Source organism: Pseudomonas sp. 14P_5.3_Bac1, assembly GCF_025466135.1.
Taxonomy (GTDB): domain Bacteria; phylum Pseudomonadota; class Gammaproteobacteria; order Pseudomonadales; family Pseudomonadaceae; genus Aquipseudomonas.
In genome coordinates this window covers 91714-112410 of record NZ_JANLOF010000085.1, presented here as the reverse complement: position 1 = coordinate 112410, position 20697 = coordinate 91714, and the positions used below count along the sequence as shown (strand labels likewise).

18 protein-coding genes are annotated in these 20697 nt (G+C 63.6%); 15 read left to right on the top strand and 3 right to left on the bottom strand.

Going from position 1 to position 20697, the window contains the following annotated elements; translation table 11 throughout:
* Window positions 1-101 precede the first annotated feature (101 nt).
* Genes NTD89_RS25255 through NTD89_RS25245 form a run of 3 tightly spaced genes read right to left on the bottom strand, consistent with a single transcriptional unit; the run spans window position 102 to window position 4557 of the window.
* Entirely contained in the window at window positions 102-1034 is a 933-nt protein-coding gene (locus tag NTD89_RS25255) for a sulfonate ABC transporter substrate-binding protein (RefSeq protein ID WP_262210312.1), read from the bottom strand.
* Window positions 1031-2362 (bottom strand): LLM class flavin-dependent oxidoreductase, encoded by a 1332-nt coding sequence (locus NTD89_RS25250; protein WP_262210310.1) that lies wholly within the window; start codon window positions 2360-2362, stop codon window positions 1031-1033. The genes NTD89_RS25255 and NTD89_RS25250 overlap by 4 nt, the downstream gene beginning before the upstream one ends.
* A 2-nt stretch (window positions 2363-2364) precedes the next feature.
* The gene (locus tag NTD89_RS25245; RefSeq protein ID WP_262210309.1) at window positions 2365-4557 is read right to left on the bottom strand and encodes a TonB-dependent receptor; all 2193 of its coding nucleotides are present in this window, start codon (window positions 4555-4557) and stop codon (window positions 2365-2367) included.
* A gap of 205 nt (window positions 4558-4762) precedes the next feature.
* Between NTD89_RS25245 and NTD89_RS25240 the strand changes: the two genes are divergently transcribed.
* The 15 genes from NTD89_RS25240 to NTD89_RS25170 all read left to right on the top strand — a co-directional run bounded on the left by NTD89_RS25240 (window position 4763) and on the right by NTD89_RS25170 (window position 20682).
* Complete coding sequence (locus NTD89_RS25240) at window positions 4763-5803, top strand: LacI family DNA-binding transcriptional regulator (RefSeq protein WP_262210307.1); 1041 nt, start codon at window positions 4763-4765, stop codon at window positions 5801-5803.
* Between the two features lie 264 nt (window positions 5804-6067).
* Complete coding sequence (gene gspE, locus NTD89_RS25235) at window positions 6068-7765, top strand: type II secretion system ATPase GspE (RefSeq protein ID WP_262210305.1); 1698 nt, start codon at window positions 6068-6070, stop codon at window positions 7763-7765.
* Window positions 7762-8958, top strand: coding sequence for a type II secretion system inner membrane protein GspF (gene gspF / locus NTD89_RS25230; RefSeq protein ID WP_262210302.1), 1197 nt, complete (start codon window positions 7762-7764; stop codon window positions 8956-8958). The genes gspE and gspF overlap by 4 nt, the downstream gene beginning before the upstream one ends.
* The gene (gspG, locus tag NTD89_RS25225) at window positions 8955-9404 is read left to right on the top strand and encodes a type II secretion system major pseudopilin GspG (protein ID WP_145165883.1); all 450 of its coding nucleotides are present in this window, start codon (window positions 8955-8957) and stop codon (window positions 9402-9404) included. The genes gspF and gspG overlap by 4 nt, the downstream gene beginning before the upstream one ends.
* A gap of 7 nt (window positions 9405-9411) precedes the next feature.
* Complete coding sequence (locus NTD89_RS25220) at window positions 9412-9837, top strand: prepilin-type N-terminal cleavage/methylation domain-containing protein (protein ID WP_262210301.1); 426 nt, start codon at window positions 9412-9414, stop codon at window positions 9835-9837.
* Complete coding sequence (locus NTD89_RS25215) at window positions 9834-10166, top strand: type II secretion system protein (RefSeq protein ID WP_262210300.1); 333 nt, start codon at window positions 9834-9836, stop codon at window positions 10164-10166. The genes NTD89_RS25220 and NTD89_RS25215 overlap by 4 nt, the downstream gene beginning before the upstream one ends.
* Window positions 10163-10771 carry a prepilin-type N-terminal cleavage/methylation domain-containing protein gene (locus NTD89_RS25210; protein WP_262210298.1) on the top strand — a complete coding sequence of 203 codons (609 nt, stop codon included), beginning with the start codon at window positions 10163-10165 and terminating at the stop codon, window positions 10769-10771. Before NTD89_RS25215 ends, NTD89_RS25210 begins: the two co-directional genes overlap by 4 nt.
* Window positions 10768-11469 (top strand): general secretion pathway protein GspK, encoded by a 702-nt coding sequence (locus tag NTD89_RS25205; RefSeq protein ID WP_242199197.1) that lies wholly within the window; start codon window positions 10768-10770, stop codon window positions 11467-11469. The genes NTD89_RS25210 and NTD89_RS25205 overlap by 4 nt, the downstream gene beginning before the upstream one ends.
* Window positions 11466-12458: a type II secretion system protein GspL gene (locus NTD89_RS25200; RefSeq protein ID WP_262210295.1), complete on the top strand. Its 993-nt coding sequence runs from the start codon at window positions 11466-11468 to the stop codon at window positions 12456-12458. Before NTD89_RS25205 ends, NTD89_RS25200 begins: the two co-directional genes overlap by 4 nt.
* The gene (gspM, locus tag NTD89_RS25195) at window positions 12433-13032 is read left to right on the top strand and encodes a type II secretion system protein GspM (RefSeq protein ID WP_262210292.1); all 600 of its coding nucleotides are present in this window, start codon (window positions 12433-12435) and stop codon (window positions 13030-13032) included. Before NTD89_RS25200 ends, gspM begins: the two co-directional genes overlap by 26 nt.
* Window positions 13029-13547 carry a general secretion pathway protein GspN gene (locus NTD89_RS25190; protein ID WP_262210291.1) on the top strand — a complete coding sequence of 173 codons (519 nt, stop codon included), beginning with the start codon at window positions 13029-13031 and terminating at the stop codon, window positions 13545-13547. Before gspM ends, NTD89_RS25190 begins: the two co-directional genes overlap by 4 nt.
* Before the next feature lie 5 nt (window positions 13548-13552).
* Window positions 13553-15676 (top strand): type II secretion system secretin GspD, encoded by a 2124-nt coding sequence (gspD, locus tag NTD89_RS25185; protein WP_262210290.1) that lies wholly within the window; start codon window positions 13553-13555, stop codon window positions 15674-15676.
* A gap of 849 nt (window positions 15677-16525) precedes the next feature.
* The gene (locus NTD89_RS25180) at window positions 16526-18919 is read left to right on the top strand and encodes a TonB-dependent receptor plug domain-containing protein (RefSeq protein ID WP_262210288.1); all 2394 of its coding nucleotides are present in this window, start codon (window positions 16526-16528) and stop codon (window positions 18917-18919) included.
* Between the two features lie 25 nt (window positions 18920-18944).
* Window positions 18945-19916, top strand: a complete 972-nt coding sequence (locus NTD89_RS25175; RefSeq protein ID WP_262210286.1) for an amino acid ABC transporter permease — start codon at window positions 18945-18947, stop codon at window positions 19914-19916.
* Entirely contained in the window at window positions 19909-20682 is a 774-nt protein-coding gene (locus NTD89_RS25170; RefSeq protein WP_262210284.1) for an amino acid ABC transporter ATP-binding protein, read from the top strand. Before NTD89_RS25175 ends, NTD89_RS25170 begins: the two co-directional genes overlap by 8 nt.
* Window positions 20683-20697 lie beyond the last annotated feature (15 nt).

The window sequence follows — 20697 nt, the reverse complement described above, 5'->3', positions numbered from 1 at the left end:
GCAGGCAAGCCAGCTCCCACAGGTTGACCGTGTTTAGCCTGTTACTGCTCTGCATGACTTGATGTGAAATACAGTCAAAAACTGTGGGTGCAGGCTGGGCCTCAGTTGGCTTCAGCGCTCCACACGGCTTTCTTCACTTCAATGGCCTTGGGCAACAAACGGTTCTGATAAAACAGATCCGCCGTCGCTTGCTGCGCCTGGATGACCGTCTCGTCAATCGGCAGGATCGGCGAAGGCGGGCGGTTATCCATATAGCGGGCAATCACCTCGGCAGGCAGGCCCATAAAGGCGGTCAGCACCTTCAAGCTGTCTTCACGCTCGCTGCGGGTGAGCGCTTCGGCAGCACTGAGTTCATCCAACAGTGCATGGATAAACGCGCCGTTCGCCTGCGCATACTCACGCCGCGCGGTGTACACCGGCCCCGACAAAGCCAGGCCCTCGCCGTTGGCCAGCACATGGCTCGGGCTCTGGCTCAAAGCCAATGACGAATAGGGTTCCCAGATCGCCCAGGCGTCCACGCTGCCTTGCTCGAACGCCGCGCGGGCGTCGGCCGGGGGCAAGTACACCGGTTGAATATCCTGATAGCGCAGGCCGGCTTTATTCAAGGCGCGCAGGATCAGGTTGTGGGAGCTGGAGCCCTTCTGGAAGGCCACTTTCTTGCCCCTGAGGTCGGCAACCGAGTGCAGCGGGCTGTCGTTGCGCACCAGCAGGGTTTCGGCGGTTGGCTTGGGCGGTTCGGCGCCGATGTAGACCAGGTCGGCACCGGCCGCTTGTGCGAACAGCGGCGGGATATCGCCGGTAGAGCCTACATCCAGCGCGCCCACGTTCAGTGCCTCAAGCATCTGCGGGCCGGCGGGAAACTCGATCCATTTCACCGCGGTGTGTGCAAAGCGCTGTTCCAGCAAGCCATGTTCCTTGGCGAGTACCAGGGCGATAGAGCCTTTCTGGTAGCCGATGCGCAGGGTGGCGGGGTCGGCCGCCAGCGCGGTGTGGGTGACGGCCAGCAGGCCCAGCAACAGCAAAGGGATTTTCATGCCTGAGCCGCCTTGAAACGATTCGCCGGGCGCACCAAACCGAGGTGTTCCCTGAGTGTGCTGCCGGTGTAGTCGGTCCGGAACAGGCCGCGCCGCTGCAACTCGGGCACCACCCATTGGGCAAAGTCCTCAAGCCCTCCCGGCAAATGCGGCACCAGGATATTGAAACCATCGGCCGCAGCGTTTTCGAACCAGCGTTGCAGCTCATCGGCAATCTGCAGCGGCGTGCCGATCAGGCTGTAATGCCCGCGACCACCGGCAATCCGCCGGCCCAGTTGCGCCAGCGTCAGCTGCTCCTGATTCGCCAGGTCACTGAGCAATTGCTGGCGGCTGCGTTGCCCGCTGTCGGTCAATGGCAACGACGGCAACGGCCCGTCCAACGGGTACTTGGACAGGTCGAAATTACCCAGCATGCGCCCCAGCAAGGCCACGCCCACCTCGGGCTCGACCAACGCCTGGAACGCCTCGAATTTCGCCTGTGCCTCAGCCTCGGTTGGCCCCACCACCACAAACACGCCGGGCATGATTTTCAGCGCGTCGGCCTCACGTCCGTAGCCGCCCAGGCGCCCTTTGAGGTCGGCATAAAACGCCTGCGCATTGGCCAGCGACGTTTGCGCGGTGAACACCACGTCGGCGGTCTGCGCAGCCAGCTCCCGGCCGGCTTCGGAAGAACCCGCCTGCACGACCACCGGCTGGCCCTGTGGCGAGCGGGCCATGTTCAACGGGCCCTTGACCCGGAAATGCTCGCCGACGTGGTCCAGCACATGCAGTTTCGCCGGGTCATAGTAGTGGCCGCTGGCCTTGTTGCGCACAAAAGCGTCGTCTTCCCAGCTGTCCCACAGCCCGGTCACCACCTGATGAAATTCCCGCGCCCGGCTGTAACGCTCGCGATGGCCCAGGTGCTCATCGCGGCCAAAGTTCTGCGCCTCGGCGGCATTGTCCGAGGTCACCAGGTTCCAGCCCGCGCGCCCGCCGGAGAGGTGGTCCAGCGAGGCGAATTTGCGGGCCACGTGGTAGGGCTCGTTGTAGCTGGTGGTCGCCGTGGCGATCAGGCCGATTCGCGCCGTTACCGCACTCAACGCCGAGAGCAACGTCAGCGGCTCGAAGTGATCCGAACGCGCCATCTGGCTGGCGATCTCACCCGTGGCGGCGGCAACGCTGTCGGCCACAAACAGCGCGTCGAACTTGGCCGCCTCGGCGATCTGCGCCAGGCGTTTGTACTGGGCGAAATCCAGCCCGGCGTTGGCCGGCACGTCCGGGTGGCGCCAGGCGGCGACGTGGTGCCCGGTGGCCATGAGAAAGGCGCCGAGTTTCAATTGACGGCTCATGCTTAGAAATCCTTGCGCAGTTGCACGCCGAAGTAACGTTCATCGTCACGGGGTACGGCGCGGTAGATGTAGTTGCCGCCGCTGGCCAGCAGCGGTGAATAAGACTTGTCGGCGAGGTTCTTGGCCAACAGCGCCACGCGCCAGCCATTGCTGTAATCGGCCAGGGCCACGCTGGCGTTCCAGATGCCGTAGGCGCCTTGTTTGGTGTCGAGGTTCTGGCTGATGTCGTACTGCACTTCGCTCTGCCAGCTGTAGTCGGTGCCCAGTTCGACGTCCAGGCCGTTATCCAGCGGGATGCTGTAGTCGGCGCGCACGTAGCTTTTCCAGTCCGGGCTGAACGGCAGTGGTTTGCCATTCACGTTGCACGTTGCCGCCGCACCGGCGGGGCAGGCGAATTCGTCAATACGTGCACGGGTGTAGGCCAGGGCCCCGGACAGCTTGAGTTGCTGGGTGGCCTGCAAAGCGTAATCGAGTTCGACACCTTCAGTGCTGACGCTGCCGGCGTTGATCAGGCGCGTCACGACTTGGCCGGCGACCGTGTCGAAAAAGTTGGCCTGGTAGTTGTCGTAGTCGCTGTGGAAGACCGCAAGGTTGGTGGTCAGGCGATTGTTCCAGCTGGTGGCCTTGATCCCGGCTTCCCAGGTGTTGGAGGTTTCTGGCTTGAGGGCGTTGGTGTCGCGCGGCTGCATGTTGAAAAACACGTTGTACGCCGGGCCTTTGTAGCCACGTGAGTAGGTCAGGTAGCTGGTGATGCTGTCGCTGATGTCGAATTGCACGCCCAGCCGCCCGGACCAGCCGTCCTCGTCTACCGAACCGGCACTGCGGGTGGCCGGTTGAATGCCACTCACCGTGGTGGCGGAGGTCGACACGCGGCGGTGATCGTATTTCAGCTCGTCGTGGGTGTAGCGCAGGCCGGCGATGCCGCGAAAGCGGGAGGTGAAATTCAGCGTGGTTTCACCGAATGCCGCGTAGCTGTCGCTGGTGGTGCTGTAGTCGGCAATGCCGCGGTCGGTGCGCGCCGGGGTGGTCAGCGTGCGCTGGTAGGTCTCTTCGTCCTTGCCGTGCATGTAGAACAGGCCACCGACGTACTCCAGGAATTCACCCTTGGGCGAGGCCAGGCGCAGTTCCTGGGAGTACTGGTCGAAGGCCAGCTCGCCCTTGTCGGCGGTGCCGGGGAAGGCGGCGGTTACGGTGCCGAGGCGGTCGCCATCCTGGTATTGGGTGTTGTCCCAGCCGCGCCAGGCGGTGATCGAAGTCAGGGTGTAGTCGCCCAGGTTCCAGTCCAGCTGCGCCGACAACCCTTTGTTGGTGTCTTCGACATGGCTGCGCGTGTCGGTGTTGATATCGCGGTTGTCGCTGGACGCGCGCACCGGGCTCAACGCATTGGCAAACGCGGGTGTCAGCGACTTGCTCACCACGCCATTCGGGCCGTCGTCATGGGCCTGCATGTAGTCGGCGATCAAGGTCAGTTTCACCTCGTCACTGGGGGTGAATTCCAGCTTGCCGCGAATACCTTTGTGGTTGTAGCCGTTGACCTCCTGGCCGTTGTTTTTGTTATCCACATTACCGTCGTAACTGCCGAACAGCGTGCTGATCGAGCCCTTGAGCACCCCCGGCACCAGGCTGCCGCCAATGCCGAAACGCGTGCGGCTTTCGTTGCCGCTGTAATACGACTGGTCGATATAGCCGTGGGTCTCGGCGGTCGGTGCCTTGCTGGTGATGTTCAGTACGCCGGCCGAGGCGTTCTTGCCGAACAGGGTGCCTTGCGGGCCGCGCAGCACTTCGATGCGCTCAAGGTCCAGCAGGTCGAGGGTGGCCTGGCCTGGACGCGCATACACCACGCCGTCGATCACTGTGGCCACGGTCGGTTCAACGCCTGGGGAGGTGGAAATGGTGCCCACGCCGCGCACGAACAACGAGGTGTCCTTGTTCGACGCGCCGGTGCGAAAGTTCAGCGACGGCACTTGCTGCACGATGCTCGCCACGCCGTTGCGGTTGTCGCGCTCCAGTTGTTCGCCATCGAGTACCGAGAGCGCCACCGGGACTTTTTGCAGCGACTCTTCGCGGCGCGTCGCGGTGACCGTGACGGATTTGAGCGTGGGTTCTTGCTCATCGGCGGCAAATACGCCCGGCGCGGGGAGGGCGGTCAGCCCGGCGAGAAACAATAAATGAGTGTGACGTGGAAAGTTGTGCATGCTGTGCCCGCTCCAAAAATGCCCTGAACCGCTGCGGTTCTGCGACCGTCAGCGCCTGTGTCGTGTCTTGGGCATTCGCTCGAGCGAGTAGCAGACAAAGCGCTTTGGTAGCGCTAACATCGGCATTATTGTTGGGGCTGGTTTAGAGCGTCAAATACTAAAAAATTAGTCCTATATGCTTTTTCGTTTCTAACAGGATTGCCTCTTGAGCGAAGAAAAACCGCGCAAACGCCGTGGCGCCGGGCGCGTCACTCTCAATACCGTGGCGCGCCAGGCCGGGGTGTCGGCGATCACCGTGTCGCGCTATTTCAATCAGCCAGAGCAGGTCTCGCCAGAGCGCCGGGAGCGCATCGCGGCGGTGGTGGCCGAGTTGGGTTATGTGCCGAATCTGGTGGCCGGTGGGTTGGCCTCGGCGCGCGGGCGGATCGTGGCCATGGTGATTCCCAACATCTCCGGGCCGATCTTTGCCAACACCATCCAGGGCTTCAGTGACACGCTCAGCCGCCATGGTTATCAGCTGCTATTGGCGTCCAGCTACTTCAGCGCCGAGCAGGAAGAAAGCGCGGTGCGCGCGTTTCTCGGGTGGTCGCCGGCGGCGTTGGTACTGACCAGTCGTTTCCACAGCGCGGGCACTGAAAAGATGATTGCCGAGGCGGATATTCCAGTGGTGGAAACCTGGGATTACGTGCCCGCGCGCGAACCCTTGCAGATTGGCTTCTCCCATTACGAGGTGGGCGTCAGTGCTGCGCGCTACCTGCATGCCAAAGGGTATCGGCGCATCGCCTTCGTGCAGAACAGTGCGCCCGGCGACTTCAGTGCGCTGGAGCGGCGCGACGGTTATGCCGCCACCGCCGCCCAACTAGGTGTGCAGCCCTGGGTGTTTGCCCCGGATGCGGACCTGGCGCCTTTCGAAGCCGGCAAGCAGGCAATGCAGGTGCTGATGAGCCACGCCACGCCGCCGGATGCGATTTTCTTCGCCAACGACAACCTGGCCGCCGGTGGTTTGCTGGCAGGCCAGCGGGCCGGATTGAACATCCCGCAAGACTGCGCCGTGCTCGGTTTTGGTGATTACCCCTTTGCCGAAATGCTTTTGCCAAGTCTGAGCACGATAAAACCGCCAGCCTTGGAAATCGGAATATTAGCCGCCACGCGGGTACTTGAAAGTTTGGGTGTTCTGCCAGTGGAGGATGAAGTTGTGCGATTGAATCTTCTGGAGTGTCGCTTGATTGAGCGTGAGAGCACTTGAATAACTAGTGAAGTGGCTAATTGCAACTAGCTCACTTCTGCTGACTCACTCCAAAGGCCATAAATCAAGGGCTGTAACGGAAATCCGGGACAGCCAATGCGTATTCTTTTCAGTTTGTTTCCAGCCATCAGGAACTAGATTTACAACTTTCAGTCGATTAACCCGGTTAACCCCGACTGCGGCATGGCGAACTAATGGCACTTCTCCGGTATTGGCCAGTAGTTCCAAATAGCCATACTTTCTCGCAACTAGACACCCCACACTATGTCGTCAATGCCCATCGATGCCTGCACTCTGCAGATCCCGCACACCGACCACGTGTGCGCGTGGCTGATGCGGCACGCCGGGCTGAAAACGGTCGACCTGGAGCGCGCCCGGCGCCTGTCTACGGACGCCGGCGACCTGCTCGGCCTGCTCGCGCGTCTGGGGCTGGTCTCTGAAATCGAACTGGCCCGCGCCTGGGCGGACCTGCTTGGCGCGCCGCTGTTGCTGGCCGATGCCGCGCCGCCGCTGCTCGACCCGTTGCCCGCCCTCACTGAACGCTTTATGCGCCACTACCAGGTTGTGCCCATGGGCTGGGCCCAAGGTGGCCTGCGCGTATTGGCGGCCAACCCGGCGCACCTCTATCCCTTTCAAGCCCTGGCCTACGCCTGCCAGGTGCCGGTGTGGCTGGCCATCGGCCCGCGTACTGAAGTCGACACGCTGATCGAGCGCTACTACGGCCAGGGCCGCTCCGCCATGGGCACCCTGATTGAAAACCTCGATGAGCAGGGCGGGGCGCTGGAAGATATCGAACACCTCAAGGACATGGCCTCCGAAGCGCCGGTGATTCGCCTGGTCAACCTGATCCTGCAGCGTGCGGTGGAACAGCGCGCGTCGGATATCCACATCGAACCCTTCGAAAACCAGCTCAAGGTGCGTTACCGCATCGACGGTGTGCTACACGACGCCGAAGCGCCGCCGGCCAGTTCGTCGGCGGCGGTGATCTCGCGGGTCAAGATCATGGCGCGCCTGGACATCGCCGAACGGCGCCTGCCCCAGGACGGGCGGATCATGCTGCGCGTCCAGGGCAAGGCGCTGGACCTGCGCGTGTCCACGGTGCCCACCAGCTTCGGCGAATCGGTGGTGATGCGCCTGCTCGACCGGCAAACCGTGCAGTTCGACTTCCAGAGCCTGGGCTTTGACGGCCAGCGCCTGGCGGCGTTTCTCGACCTGCTCGAACGTCCGCACGGCATCCTGCTGGTCACCGGGCCCACAGGCTCGGGCAAAACCACCACGCTCTACACCGCGTTGTCGCGGCTCAACACCGCTGAACGCAAGATCATCACCGTGGAAGACCCGGTGGAATACCAGCTCGAAGGCATCAATCAGATCCAGGTCAAGCCCGCCATTGGCCTGGACTTCGCCGGCGCGCTGCGCTCCATCGTGCGCCAGGACCCGGACGTGATCATGGTCGGCGAAATCCGCGACCTGGAGACCTGCCGCATCGCCATCCAGTCCTCGCTCACCGGGCACCTTGTGCTCTCCACCCTGCACACCAACAGCGCCGCCGCGAGCATCACGCGCTTGCTGGACATGGGCGTGGAAAGCTACCTGATCGCCTCGACGGTCAGCGGCATTCTCGCCCAGCGCCTGGTACGGCGCCTGGACCCGGCGACCCGCGTGGCATTCGAAGCCGCGCCGGAACTGATCGAAGAACATGGCCTGGATCGCTTGACCGACCAGCGCCCGATTCTGCTCTACAAGGGCAGTTATCGCGGTCGCAGTGCAATCACCGAATTGCTGGTGATGAACGACGAACTGCGCAGCCTGTTGATGCGCCACGCCGACGCCGCCACGCTGGAGCAGGCCGCGCGCCGCGCCGGTCTGCGCACCTTGCATGAAGAAGGCCTGCGCCAGGCGCTGGCGGGCGTCACCTCGCTGGAAGAGGTGCTGCGCGTCACCCGTGGAGAGGGCGCGTGAGCCTGTTCAAGTTTCGCGCGCTGGACAGCCAGGGCGTGGCCCACAACGGCACGCTGCAAGCCCAGGACCAGGCGGCTGCCATCGCCGTCCTGCACAAACGCGGTTTACTGCTGTTGCACATCGAAGTGGCCGGCAGCCCACTGCTGCGCACTGCGCGCGGGCCGTTGAAGGGCGCGGCCCTGGTGAGCTTTACCCAGCAACTGGCCACGTTGCTCGGCGCCGGTCAGCCGCTTGAGCGCGCGTTGGGCCTGCTGCTCAAACCACCCGGCCAACCCCAGGTGCGCGCGCTGATCGAGCGTATCCGCGACCACGTCAAGGCAGGCAAGCCGTTATCCGCCGCGCTGGAGGAGGAGGGTGACACGTTCTCGGCGCTGTATTTGAGCATGGTGCGCGCCGGTGAGGCCGGTGGCGCGCTGGAAAGCACCTTGCACCAGTTGGGCGACTATCTGGAACGCAGCCAATTGCTGCGCGGCGACGTCATCAATGCGCTGATCTACCCGGCGTTCCTGGTGGTCGGTGTAGTGGGTTCGCTGGCGCTGTTGCTGGCGTACGTGGTGCCGCAATTCGTGCCGATTTTCCAGGACCTGGGCGTACCGATTCCGCTGATCACCGAGGTCATTCTCGCGCTTGGCCAGTTCCTCGGCGCCTATGGCGTGTGGGTCCTGGGCGCTCTGGTGGCGGCCATCTGGATCGTGGCCGCACGCCTGCGTGATCCGCTGCGCAGGCAGCGCTACGACCGCCGTCTGCTCGGCATTCGCGTGATCGGCCCGCTGCTGCAACGCGTCGAAGCCGCCCGACTGACGCGCACCCTCGGCACCTTGCTCAGCAACGGCGTGGCCTTGCTGCAGGCACTCGTCATTGCCCGCCAAGTCTGCACCAACCGGGCGCTGCAGGCCCAAGTGGCGGATGCGGCGGAATCGGTCAAAGGCGGCGGCACCCTCGCCAGCGCGTTCGGCGCGCAACCGCTGCTGCCAGACCTGGCCCTGCAAATGATTGAAGTCGGCGAACAGGCCGGTGAACTGGACAGCATGCTGCTCAAGGTCGCCGAGGTGTTCGACGTCGAAGCCAAACGCGGCATCGACCGCCTGCTCGCCGCGCTGGTGCCGTCGCTGACCGTGGTCATGGCCGTGCTGGTGGCGGTGATCATGCTGGCGATCATGCTGCCGCTGATGAGCCTGACCAGCAATATATGAACCTTCAAGGAGCCACTCCCATGCGACACCTTCAACTCGGATCGACACGCCGCCAAAGCGGTTTCACCCTGCTCGAAATGCTCGCGGTGATCGTGTTGCTGGGCATTGTCGCGACCATTGTGGTGCGCCAGGTCGGCGGCAACGTGGACAAGGGCAAATACGGCGCAGGCAAGGCGCAACTGGCCGGCCTGAGCATGAAAATCGACAGCTATGCCCTCGACGTCGGCGCACCGCCCAACAGCCTGCGACAGCTGGTGGACAAGCCCGCCAACGCATCCAGCTGGGCCGGCCCCTACGCCAAGCCCTCCGACCTCAAGGACCCGTTCGGCCATGCCTTCGGCTATCGCTACCCCGGCGAGCACGGCGCCTTCGACCTGATTTTCTACGGTCAGGACGGCCAGCCGGGCGGCGATGGCTACAGCGCCGATCTGGGCAACTGGGAATAACCTCGCCATGGCCCAGCGCGGCTTTACCCTGCTGGAGATGCTGGTGGTCATCCTGTTGATCGGCCTCGCCGCCGGGTTGCTGGGGCTGGGCGTGCGCCAGGGTTTGCAGGCGGCGCAAGAGCGTCGCGTGGTCGGGCAGATGGTCGATGCGCTGCGCACCACGCGGGCCGGGGCGGTTGTCAGCGGCACGGCGGCGCGCACTGAATTCGATCTGCAGAAAATGACCTTCCAGGCGCCGGGCCGCGCGTTGCAACACTGGCCGGCTGAGTTGCAGGTGAGCTTGCACACTGCCGAACAGGCCGGCTCGGCTGTCGAGTTTTACCCCGACGGCAGCTCAACCGGCGGCCACCTGTTGTTGGCCAATGGCAGCCGGCGCTGGCGCATCGACGTGGGCTGGCTGACCGGCAGCGTGCAGTCCAGGGCGCTGCCATGAAATACCAGACAGGCTTCACCTTGCTTGAAATGCTCGCCGCGCTGACCTTGATGGCGGTGTGCGGCACAGTGTTGCTGGTCGCCTTTGGCCAAAGCGCGCGCTCGTTGTCGCAAGTCGCCCACAGCGACCGCCTCACCCATACGGCGCTGACGGTACTCGACCAGGAAGCGGCGGGGCCGCTGGCTGAAGGTGTCAGTGAAGGTGACTTGCAGGGCATCCACTGGCAACTGACCCAGACCCGACAACAGCCGCACCTTTTTCGCCTCGACCTGACCGTCAGCGAAGGGCCGCACCAGGCCCGTTTCAGTACCTTGAAGGCGCGCCTGTGAAGCGCCGCGAGCAGGGCTTTACCTTGCTGGAAATCCTCGTGGTGCTGAGCCTGCTCGCGGTACTGCTGGTGCTGGTGGGCGGGGCGTTGCTGGGCGCCAATCGCGCCGTTTCCAAGGCCCAGCGCTACACCACCAGCCTGGATGAGATGCGCGCCGCCCAGCAGTTTCTACGCACGGCGATCAGTGAAGCGCTGCCCCTGGACGTCACCGAAGATGACAGCCAGACCGATGGTTTTTTTGTCGGCACGCCCCAGCGATTGCAGTTTGTGGCGACGCTGCCGGGTGTGCTCGGCGGCGGCATTCAGCGGTTCACGCTGCAAGCGCAAAAACAGGCATTGCAGGTGTCGTTTGCCCAGCTCGAATCGCACACCAACGTCGCCCGCAGTGAGCCGCAAGTGCTGCTCAAAAACGTCCAGGACTTGCAGTTCAGTTACCGCGGCGTATCGCCTTTGGGCCAAGCCACCGGATGGGTCAACCAATGGCCGTGGCCCAAGCGTTTGCCCGCTGCGGTGCGCATTGCCGCGCGCATCGACGGCCCGCTGCCGTGGGTTACCCAAGTGATTGCCCTGCGTCTTAACCTCGCCAGCGGAGCGCTGGAGGAATGAGGCGCCAACGCGGCGCTGCGCTGCTGCTGGTGCTGTGGGCGCTGGCCTTGCTCAGTGTGTTGCTCGGCGGCCTGGCCGGTTGGGTACAGCTGCAAAGCCGCCAGGCCCTGTGGTTGCGCCAGCACACCCAGACCGTGCTGGCTGCCGAAGCCGGCATCGCCCTGGTCATGGCCGATCGGCGCTGGATTGCCGACGGCCGTGACATCCCGCTGACCTTCGACGATGCCCAGTTGCACGTCAGCCTGCGCAGCGAGCGCGGCAAGCTCTACCTGATCAACGCCGAGGCCGATGACTTGATGCGCCTGGCCCTGGCCTGCGGCGCCACCCAAGCCCAGGCCGACCAATTGATCAAAGCCTTTGAGGCGCGCCGCAAGCAAGGCCTGCCGCCGTTTCGGGTGCTGGAAGAAGTGCGCCAGCTGCCCGGCATGACACAAACGCTGTACAGCCAATTGCTGCCGGAAATCACCCTGTGGAGTGACCTGGATCGACCCGATCCGGCCTTCGCCAGCCCGCTGATGCGCAAGGCGCTGAACTTGCCGCGTCAGAACGCCGAAGGCGCCGACCCGGGTGTGGTGCTGGTGGTCGACAGCCACGCACAGCGCCCCGGCGGCTACCAGGCACGCCTGCAACTCACCGTTTTATTGAGCCCCTCGGAGGACAGCGCGCAACCCTACCGGGTGCTGCGTTGGCAAGAATGAATCGACTGGAACCCATCGCCCGGCACTGGCGCGGCAGCCTGCTGCAACAGGGCTGGCGCCTGTGGCTCGCGGAGTTGCGCGCCTGTGTACCGAAATGGCTGGCCCTGAGCGAGCCGCCTGAGCAGGTCTGCCACTGGCCACTGAGCGAACCGGTCACACTCGCCAGCGCGCGCCAGGTGCTGATGCTCGCGCCCGACGCGGTGCTGCTGCAAACCGTGCAGCTGCCGCTGGCCGCCGCGCGCAACCTGACCGCCGTGGTCGGGTACGAGCTGGATCGCTACACGCCCTTCGAGGCTGACCAGCTGTACTTCGTCGCGCGCCAGGAGCAACGCACCGCCACGCACCTGCAGGTCACGCTGGTGGCGATCCTGCGCGAACAGCTGGACCAGATCCTCACCGACTGCGCCGCCCTCGGCGTGCACCCTCATCGGGTGGATGTGAACCACCTGGGCATCGACCTGCTCCCGGCGCCACTGCGCCCGCGCCAACGCCCCACCGGCAAAGGCCTGCAACGCAGCCTGCCGTGGCTGTGCGGTGCCTTGCTGATTGCGGCGATGTTGCTGTGGCTCAACGACCGCCAGCGCGTGCTCGACGCCATGCGCGCCAGCGTGCAGCAGCAAAAAGCCCAGGTTGCCGAGGTGCACGCCTTGCGCCAGCAACTGCTCAATACCCGTGGCGCGGCGCAATACCTGACCCGGCGCAAACTGGCGCAGCCGCCCTTGGCCGCGTTGCTCAATGACCTCACCACCTGCCTGCCCGCCGACACCTGGCTCGACCAGTTGGACGTCAAGGACGGCGAGATTTCCATCTCCGGGCAAAGCGCCAAGGCCAGCGCGCTGATCACCCGCATCAAGGGTTGCCACAGCCTGGAAAACGCCCAGTTCGAAGGGGTGATTCAACCCGATGCGCGCACCGGCAAGGACCAGTTTGCCTTGCGTGCCCACCTACGCCAGGAGGCCGCCGATGCGCCGACCCCTCACACCCCGTGAACGTCGCGGCGCGGCCTTGCTGCTGCTGGCCGTGGTCGTCGGCGCGGCCTACTGGCTGTTGATCGACAGCTGGTTCGCCGGCCCCTTGCGTGACATGGGCGAACAGGCCGAGCAGTTGCGCGAGCAGCAGCAACGCTACGCCGGCGTGGTGCGCCAGGGCGATGCGCTGCGCCAGCAACTGCAACAGGCCCGCCAGGACCCGGCCAGCAGCACCAGCCTGTTGCCGGGCGATGACCCTGACGTGGTGGCCGCCGACCTGATGCAGCGTCTTGCCGACCTGATCAACAGCCACGCCACGCTCGGCGGCGGCTGCAGCCTGACCCAACGCAAGCCCATCACCCCCGAGCAGGACGAGGGCGAGCCGTATCGCCAGGTCAAAGTCAGCCTGACCCTGAACTGCGCCATCGAGCCCTTGGAAGCCGTGCTGCATGAGCTGGAGTACCAGCCGCCGTTTTTGTTTGTGGATGAGCTGCGCATCCGCCGTGGCCAGCAGGCGCCAGCCAGGGGCGGGGCGGGAAAACTGCTGGTGCACCTGTTGGTGCGCGGCTATCTGCAACCGCAGGTGGCGCGATGATCGGCGCCCTGCGCCCCCTGGAATGGGGCTTGCTCGGCTTGGCCGGGTTACTCGGCGTGCTGATGGCGTTCATCCTCAGCAGCATCGGCGATCAACCGCAGTGGCTGCCCGAACCCGTCGCGCGTGCGCACCCTGCGGTCAGTGCGCGCGTGGCGCCAAGCGTGACACTCGATAGCCTCGCCGCCACGTGGCAAACGCCGCTGTTCAGCCCTGATCGCAGCCCCGACAGCGTGGTGGGCAAAGCCCGAGTCTCGAGCCTGGCCAACCTGACCCTCAGCGGCATCATGATCACTGGCAACCTGCAAATGGCGATGCTCAAGCAGGCCGACGGCCGCCCGCTGACCGTGCGCCTGGGCCAGACGCTGCCCAACGGCTGGCGCCTGGAACACCTGACGCCGCAATACGCCCGTTTTGCCCTGGATGGCCGCACGCAAACCTTGAACCTCTATGCCAAGCGCCTGCCGCCGCCGTCCACCCGGCCCCCGATTACTCTTCCCCGCGAGCCCCTCCCTTGATCGACATGCGCACTTCAACATTTTGCCTGGCCACCGCCCTCGCACTGGGCGGCTGTGGCGCCTTCCCCGACCGCCCCGACGCGGACGACGAGCTGCTGCACGAAGCCATGCAGGGCACCGGTTCACAACGGCCGCCGACTGCGGCGCCTGCGCCTGAAAGCCCACCGCTTGCAGCCAGGTCAGCGCCACAGCGCCAGGTGATCCGTGGCAACCAGCAATTCGTGCGCCCGCCCACCGCATCACCGAGCGCGAAGGAGCAGGGCGGCGACATCGTGTTCAACTTCGCCGACCAGCCCATCGAAGCGGTGATCAACAGCGTGATGGGCGACCTGCTGCACGAAAACTACAGCATCGCCCAGGGCGTGAAGGGCAACGTCAGCTTCTCCACCTCCAAACCGGTGGACAAGCAGCAGGCGTTGTCGATTCTGGAAACCCTGCTGTCCTGGACCGACAACGCGATGATCCGCCAGGGCCAGCGCTATGTGATCCTGCCCGCCGACCAAGCCGTGGCCGGCAAGCTGGTGCCGCAAATGCACGTGGCGGCGCCGTCCAGCGGCCTCTCTGCGCGGTTGTTCCCACTGCGGTATATCTCCGCCACCGAGATGCAAAAGCTGCTCAAGCCGTTTGCCCGCGAGAACGCGTTTTTGCTGGTGGACCCGGCGCGCAACATCCTCAGCCTGGCCGGCACCGCGGAGGAACTGGCCAACTATCAGGAGACCATCGACACCTTTGATGTGGACTGGCTCAAGGGCATGTCGGTGGGCGTGTTCGGCCTGCAACGCGCGTCAGTGGCCGAGTTGATGCCCGAGCTGCAAGCCATGTTCGGCCCGGACAGTGGCATGCCGTTGGCGGGCATGCTGCGGTTTTTGCCGATTGAGCGCACCAATTCGGTGGTGGCGATTTCTTCACAGCCGCAGTACCTCAGCGAGGTGGGTGACTGGATCCGCACCATCGACGAGGGCGGCGGTAACGAGCCGCAGATGTATGTCTACGATGTGCGCAATATGAAGGCTTCGGACCTGGCCAGGTACCTGCGCCAGATCTACGGCAATGACGCGATCAAGGACGACGCGCCGGCGAAGGTTGCGCCGGGGTTGCGCACGGCGACGTTGTCGTCGCTCAACAGCAATTCCGGCGGGTTGCAAGATGCGCCGCCGCCTGCCGAGGAGCCTGAGCAAGCACCGGACGTTGCTGCGCCTGCGGCGGATAAAAGTCTTGAAGCCGGTACTCGGATTACTGCGCAGAAGAGCAGTAACCAACTGCTGGTGCGCACGCGTCCGGCGCAGTGGAAGGAGATCGAAGCGGCGATCAAACGCCTCGATAATCCGCCGCTTCAGGTGCAGATCGAGACGCGCATTCTTGAGGTCAAGTTGACCGGGGAACTGGACCTTGGGGTGCAGTGGTATCTGGGGCGCCTGGCGGGGAATTCGGGAAGTAATACGGTGGCGAATGCCTCGGGCAGCCAGGGGGCGCTCGGGGGCGGCGGCGCGGGGCTGGGGGCGTCGGATTCGTTGTTTTATTCGTTTGTCAGTACCAATTTGCAGGTGGCGTTGCATGCGTTGGAGACCAATGGGCGCACTCAGGTGCTGTCGGCGCCGTCGCTGGTGGTGATGAATAACCAGCCGGCGCAAATTCAGGTGGGGGATAACATTCCTATCAGTCAGACCACGGTGAATACCGGCAACGCCGATTCCACCTTGAGCAGCGTCGAGTACGTGCAGACCGGGGTGATTCTGGATGTGGTGCCGCGCATTAATCCGGGCGGGTTGGTGTACATGGATATTCAGCAGCAGGTCAGTGATGCCGAAACTCAGAGTGGTACCAGTGATACGCCGGTGAATCCGCGGATATCGACGCGGTCGGTGTCGACGCAGGTCGCGGTGCAAAGTGGGCAGACGGTGTTGCTGGGCGGGTTGATCAAGCAGGACAACGCGCAGAGTGTCAGTGCTGTGCCGTATCTGGGCAAGATTCCCGGGTTGCGGTGGTTGTTTGGTAACACCAGCAAGTCCAAGGATCGCACGGAGTTGATTGTGTTGATTACGCCTCGGGTGATTACCAGCAGCAGCCAGGCGCGGCAGGTGACGGATGATTATCGCCAGCAGATGCAGTTGCTGCGGCCGGCGAGATGAAGTGAAGCAATGGGGTGGAAAATGTGGGAGTTGGGTCGCCTGAGATGGCGGTAGCTCGTGTAGATATCCGTTGCTGCGGTAACGGCCGCTATGGGTTCCGCTCTTACAGCGGGTCACTTTTGGAAGGACCTGTACGGACCCAAAAGTAACCAAAAGGTCCTCGCCCCATCACTCGGCACCTCGCCTGGGCTCGGTGTGCCCTCACGCTGGCTTTGGAAAAGCAGAGCACGGCGGCCTGGTAGCCGACCTGAGTGGTAGAAGCAAAAGCACAGCAACACATCTATCTGATGCACAGAGATCCAAATGTGGGAGCGGGCTTGCCCGCGATGGCATCAACCGGGTATGCCTGATACACCGAGTTGTCTGCATCGCAGGCAAGCCAGCTCACACATTTGATTGAGTGCAGCCTCCAGGATCAGGTCGGCTGTCAGCCCGCCGAGCTGTAGATTTTGATCCTGGGTGCTCAGTTAAACCACGCTGGCAACCCGCGCCTGATCTCAATAAAATATTACCAATGCGAATAAAATTATTAATAAATAATGAAATTGGAGAATATTAGCTTATGCCTAAATAGCATTATATTTTTAAAATCCATTCCGTTATGTTTGATCGCAACAGCCTACCCCTGACCTCGGATGGTACCCAGCGTGATTCAGATTCTGCGCGCCATAACCGGGTAAAGACCCTGCGGCAGAATCGTTGGAACGGAGTTCAACGTATGTTGCCCATTCAAACCCCTCGCTCGCCCCACACCTAGTTTCCAATCGCCGAAACACCCTCGAAAAATCCGAGCACCGCGCCCGACCGCGCGAGCGCCCGACTTCGCGATCTGGAAAGTCTGGAGTGGCCATGAAGCACGTTTTACACCCCACCACCGCCCTGGCGCTGGCCCTGCTGGCGAGTGCAGCTCAGGCCCAGGACGACAGCACCCTGTCCACCGTGGTGGTCACCGGCAACCGTGGCGCCGAGCAGCGCACCGTCACCAGCAGCCCGGTGCCAATCGATGTCGTCAGCGCCAAGCAACTGCAAAGCACCGGCAAGCCCGGTTTGATGGAAGCCTTGAGCGCGGTGATCCCGTCGCTGACCCTGCCGGAAAAAACCGGTTGGGACGCCAGCGGTATTGCCCGCGCCCCGAACCTGCGCGGCCTGAGTGCCGCCGAAGTGCTGGTGCTGGTCAACGGCAAGCGCCGTCACACCAGCGCCACCCTGAACATCAACGGCATCAACACCGGCGCGGCGCCGGCTGACTTGGACCTGATCCCGATCAGCGCCATCGACCACGTTGAAGTGCTGCGCGACGGCGCTGCCGCCCAATACGGCTCGGACGCCATTGCCGGGGTGATCAACGTGATCCTCAAGGCCGACACCAGCGGCACCGCTGTGACCAACATCGGCCAGGGCTACGACGGCAAGAAACAGACCGTGCAGCAAAGCCTCAACAAGGGTTTCGAAATCGGCAACGGCGGCATCGTGCAGTTGGCCCTGGACGCACGCAGCCAGAATGACGACAACAAGGCCAGCGCCAACGGTTACACCTACGAGCAAGCCTATGGCCTGGCGGGCAAGTCCACTTATGGCGGCTACGGCACGCCCAAGACCAACCTGCTGACCCTGGGCTACAACGCCGAGCTGCCGATTGATGACAGTTTGAGCCTGTATTCCTTCACCACCTACTCGCGGCGCAAGGCCGAGCAAGGCCAGAACTTCCGCTTGCCGACCATCACCAACACCATCACCACCGGGCCCAATGGCTACCCGGCCGGCTACACGCCGACCTGGTACATCGACGAGGATGATTTCCAGGCCGCGTTCGGCGGCAAGGGCACGGTCGGCGCGTGGGACTGGGACCTGTCCACCACCTACGGGCGCAACGAAGCGGAGCAGGGCACCACCCACAACCAGAACCCGTCGCTGGGCGAGTACACGCCCAACAGCTTCACCTCCGGCACCTGGATTTCCACCGAGCTGACCACCAACCTCGACTTCAAGCGCGGCTTCGACATTGGCCTGCAAAAGCCGCTGGACCTGTCTTACGGCTTCGAGCATCGGCGCGACACCTATGAGGTGCAGGCCGGTGACTACGCGTCCTATGCCAATGGCGGTTACTGCGTGGCGCCGGGCAATTGCGCGTCGTCCGGGGCGCAGGTCACCAACGGCATTTCACCGGCGGAAGAGAGCAGCGCCTCGCGCAACAGCCTCGCCAGCTATGTCGATGTGGGCTTCAACCCGCTGCCGGACTGGTACGTGGGCACCGCGTTGCGCTATGAGCATTACAACGAAGGCGTCGGCGCAACCCGCAGCGGCAAGCTGACCACGCGCTACGATTTCACCCCGCAGTTCGCCGTGCGCGCCACGGTCAGCAATGGTTTTCGCGCGCCGTCCCTGGCCAACAGCCTGTTCAGCGCGCGCTCCACGACCTATGGCGTGGTTGACGGCGTGTATCAATCGATCAACTACGGCGTGTTGCCCGTGGGGTCGGCGGCGGCCAAGGCCTTGGGCGCCGAGGGCTTGAAACCCGAGCGCTCGACCAACTTCAGCCTCGGTTTCACCCTCACGCCCACCGACCGCTTGAACTTCACCGCCGACGCCTACGTGATCAACCTGCGTGACCGCATCACCCTGACCGGAACCCTGCTGGGCCCGGAAGTCACCCAGGTCTTGCAGAACAACGGCATCAACTCCACCTCCGGCGGCCAGTACTTCATCAACGGCGCCGACACCCGCACCAAAGGCGTGGACCTGGTCAGCAACTACAACCAGGACATCGGCCCGTACGGCTCGCTGAAGTGGACGGCCGCGTTCAACTGGAACCAGACCAAGATCCTCAACTACAAGGCGTCCACCGACATCCTCGGCACCTCCTATGACCTGATGGACCGCCAGGCCCGCGGCCTGATTACCGATGTGCAGCCCAAGACCAAGCTGATCCTGGGCGGTGACTGGAGCATCGACCGCTTCAACCTCAACCTGGCCCTGACCCGTTACGGCTCGTACAAAGAGGTCAACGTTTCCGCCGACCGCAGCCTCGACCGGGTCTACAGCGCCAAGTGGATCACCGACCTCGACCTTGGCTACAACCTCACCAAAGACCTGAACGTCGCCGTCGGCGCCAAGAACCTGTTCGACCAATACCCCAAAAAACAAGGCGTGCCGAGCAGCACCATGCTCGCCAGCTACGGCACGTATTCGCCCTACGGTTTTACCGGCGGGTACTACTACACCCGGCTGACTTACGCCTTCTAAGGCCGCAACTCGCGAGGAATAGACCATGCCCATTGTCGCCAAAACCTATGACCTGATCGATGAGGTCGCCGACTACCCGGTTCGCCAGGCGCGTGTCGCAACGCCGATCAAAGCCTTGCACGTGGTGCCGGCCCGGCACCCGTGGCGCTGGGCCGGGTCGATTTTCGCCGCGCTGGTGCTGCTGGGCATCGTGCATTCGCTGGCCACCAACCCGCGCTGGGAGTGGGGCGTGTTCGGCCAGTGGTTCTTTTCGCCGTCGGTGCTGCGTGGCCTGGGCCAGACGCTGTTGCTGACATTGCTCAGCACCGTGTTCAGCATCATCCTCGGCACTGCCTTGGCCCTGGCGCGGCTGTCGGGCTCGCCGCTGCTGGCGGCGTTGGCCTGGGGCTACATCTGGTTTTTCCGCTCGATGCCGGCGCTGCTGGTGCTGATCATCCTCTACAACTTTGCCTACCTGTATGACCACATCGTGCTCGGCGTGCCGTTCACCGGCGTGGTGTTCGCCGAATGGTCGACGGTGGATGTGCTCAGTCAATTCACCGTGGCGGTGTTGGGCCTGAGCCTGATGCAAGCGGCCTACGCGGCAGAGATCATTCGCGGCGGCCTGATCGGCGTGGACGCCGGCCAGCATGAAGCGGCGGCGGCCTTGGGCTTGCCGGCCTCGCGGCGTATCTTCCGCATCATCCTGCCCCAGGCCTTGCGCTCGATTCTGCCCTCGGGTTTCAACGAAATCATCGGCCTGGTCAAGGGCACGTCCATCGTCTACGTGCTGGCCTTGCCGGAGCTGTTCTACACCGTGCAGGTCATCTACAACCGCACCCAGGCAGTGATTCCGCTGCTGATCGTGGCCACCGTGTGGTACCTGATCATCACCACTGTGCTGACCAGCGCCCAGTACTACGTCGAGCGCCACTTTGCGCGTGGCACCGCGCGCGTGCTGCCACCGACGCCGCTGCAACGCATCCGCCGCTGGCTCAAGGAGAAAACCCATGAGTGAAGCACGCGCCGGGCGCATCCAGATCCAGGGCGTGGGCAAGCGCTTTGGCAACCAGCAGGTGCTCAACGACATCGACCTGACCATCGACCCGGGCAAGGTCACGGTGATTCTCGGGCCGTCCGGTTCGGGCAAATCCACCTTGCTGCGCACCATCAACCACCTGGAAAAGATCGACAGCGGGCACATCACCATCGACGGTGAATACGTCGGCTATCGGCGCAAGGGTGACCTGCTCTACGAATTGAAAGAGCGCGAGATTCTCAAGCGGCGCATCGACGTGGGTTTTGTGTTCCAGAACTTCAACCTGTTCCCGCACCTCACCGCCTGGGAAAACATCGCCGAAGCGCCGCTGGCCCACAAACGCTGGCGTAAGGCCGAAGCCCACTTCAAGGCCGCCGAGTTGCTGGCCAAGGTTGGCCTGGCGGACAAGGTCGATGCCTACCCGCGCCAGCTCTCCGGTGGTCAGCAACAGCGCGTGGCCATCGCCCGTGCCCTGGCGCTGGACCCCAAGGTGCTGCTGTTTGACGAACCTACTTCAGCCCTCGACCCGGAACTGGTGGGCGAGGTGCTCGATGTGATCAAGGGCCTGACCCAACTGGGCGTGACCCTGGTGATCGTCACCCACGAGATCGGTTTCGCCCGTGAGGTGGCCGACCACGTGGTGTTCCTATGCGACGGCCAACTGATCGAAGAGGGCCCGCCCGAACAGATTTTCCGCCAACCCCGACATCCCCGCACCGTGGCCTTTCTCGGCAAGGTGCTTTAGTTCAAGGAGTGACTG

Excerpts from the sequence above, each read along its gene's own strand:
- NTD89_RS25255 (WP_262210312.1), bottom strand. The coding sequence starts at position 1,034 with ATGAAAATCCCTTTGCTGTTGCTGGGCCTGCTGGCCGTCACCCACACC.
- NTD89_RS25250 (WP_262210310.1), bottom strand. The coding sequence starts at position 2,362 with ATGAGCCGTCAATTGAAACTCGGCGCCTTTCTCATGGCCACCGGGCAC.
- NTD89_RS25245 (WP_262210309.1), bottom strand. The coding sequence starts at position 4,557 with ATGCACAACTTTCCACGTCACACTCATTTATTGTTTCTCGCCGGGCTG.
- gspE (WP_262210305.1), top strand. The coding sequence starts at position 6,068 with ATGTCGTCAATGCCCATCGATGCCTGCACTCTGCAGATCCCGCACACC.
- gspG (WP_145165883.1), top strand. The coding sequence starts at position 8,955 with ATGAACCTTCAAGGAGCCACTCCCATGCGACACCTTCAACTCGGATCG.
- NTD89_RS25220 (WP_262210301.1), top strand. The coding sequence starts at position 9,412 with ATGGCCCAGCGCGGCTTTACCCTGCTGGAGATGCTGGTGGTCATCCTG.
- NTD89_RS25215 (WP_262210300.1), top strand. The coding sequence starts at position 9,834 with ATGAAATACCAGACAGGCTTCACCTTGCTTGAAATGCTCGCCGCGCTG.
- NTD89_RS25205 (WP_242199197.1), top strand. The coding sequence starts at position 10,768 with ATGAGGCGCCAACGCGGCGCTGCGCTGCTGCTGGTGCTGTGGGCGCTG.
- NTD89_RS25200 (WP_262210295.1), top strand. The coding sequence starts at position 11,466 with ATGAATCGACTGGAACCCATCGCCCGGCACTGGCGCGGCAGCCTGCTG.
- gspM (WP_262210292.1), top strand. The coding sequence starts at position 12,433 with ATGCGCCGACCCCTCACACCCCGTGAACGTCGCGGCGCGGCCTTGCTG.
- NTD89_RS25190 (WP_262210291.1), top strand. The coding sequence starts at position 13,029 with ATGATCGGCGCCCTGCGCCCCCTGGAATGGGGCTTGCTCGGCTTGGCC.
- gspD (WP_262210290.1), top strand. The coding sequence starts at position 13,553 with ATGCGCACTTCAACATTTTGCCTGGCCACCGCCCTCGCACTGGGCGGC.
- NTD89_RS25180 (WP_262210288.1), top strand. The coding sequence starts at position 16,526 with ATGAAGCACGTTTTACACCCCACCACCGCCCTGGCGCTGGCCCTGCTG.
- NTD89_RS25175 (WP_262210286.1), top strand. The coding sequence starts at position 18,945 with ATGCCCATTGTCGCCAAAACCTATGACCTGATCGATGAGGTCGCCGAC.
- NTD89_RS25170 (WP_262210284.1), top strand. The coding sequence starts at position 19,909 with ATGAGTGAAGCACGCGCCGGGCGCATCCAGATCCAGGGCGTGGGCAAG.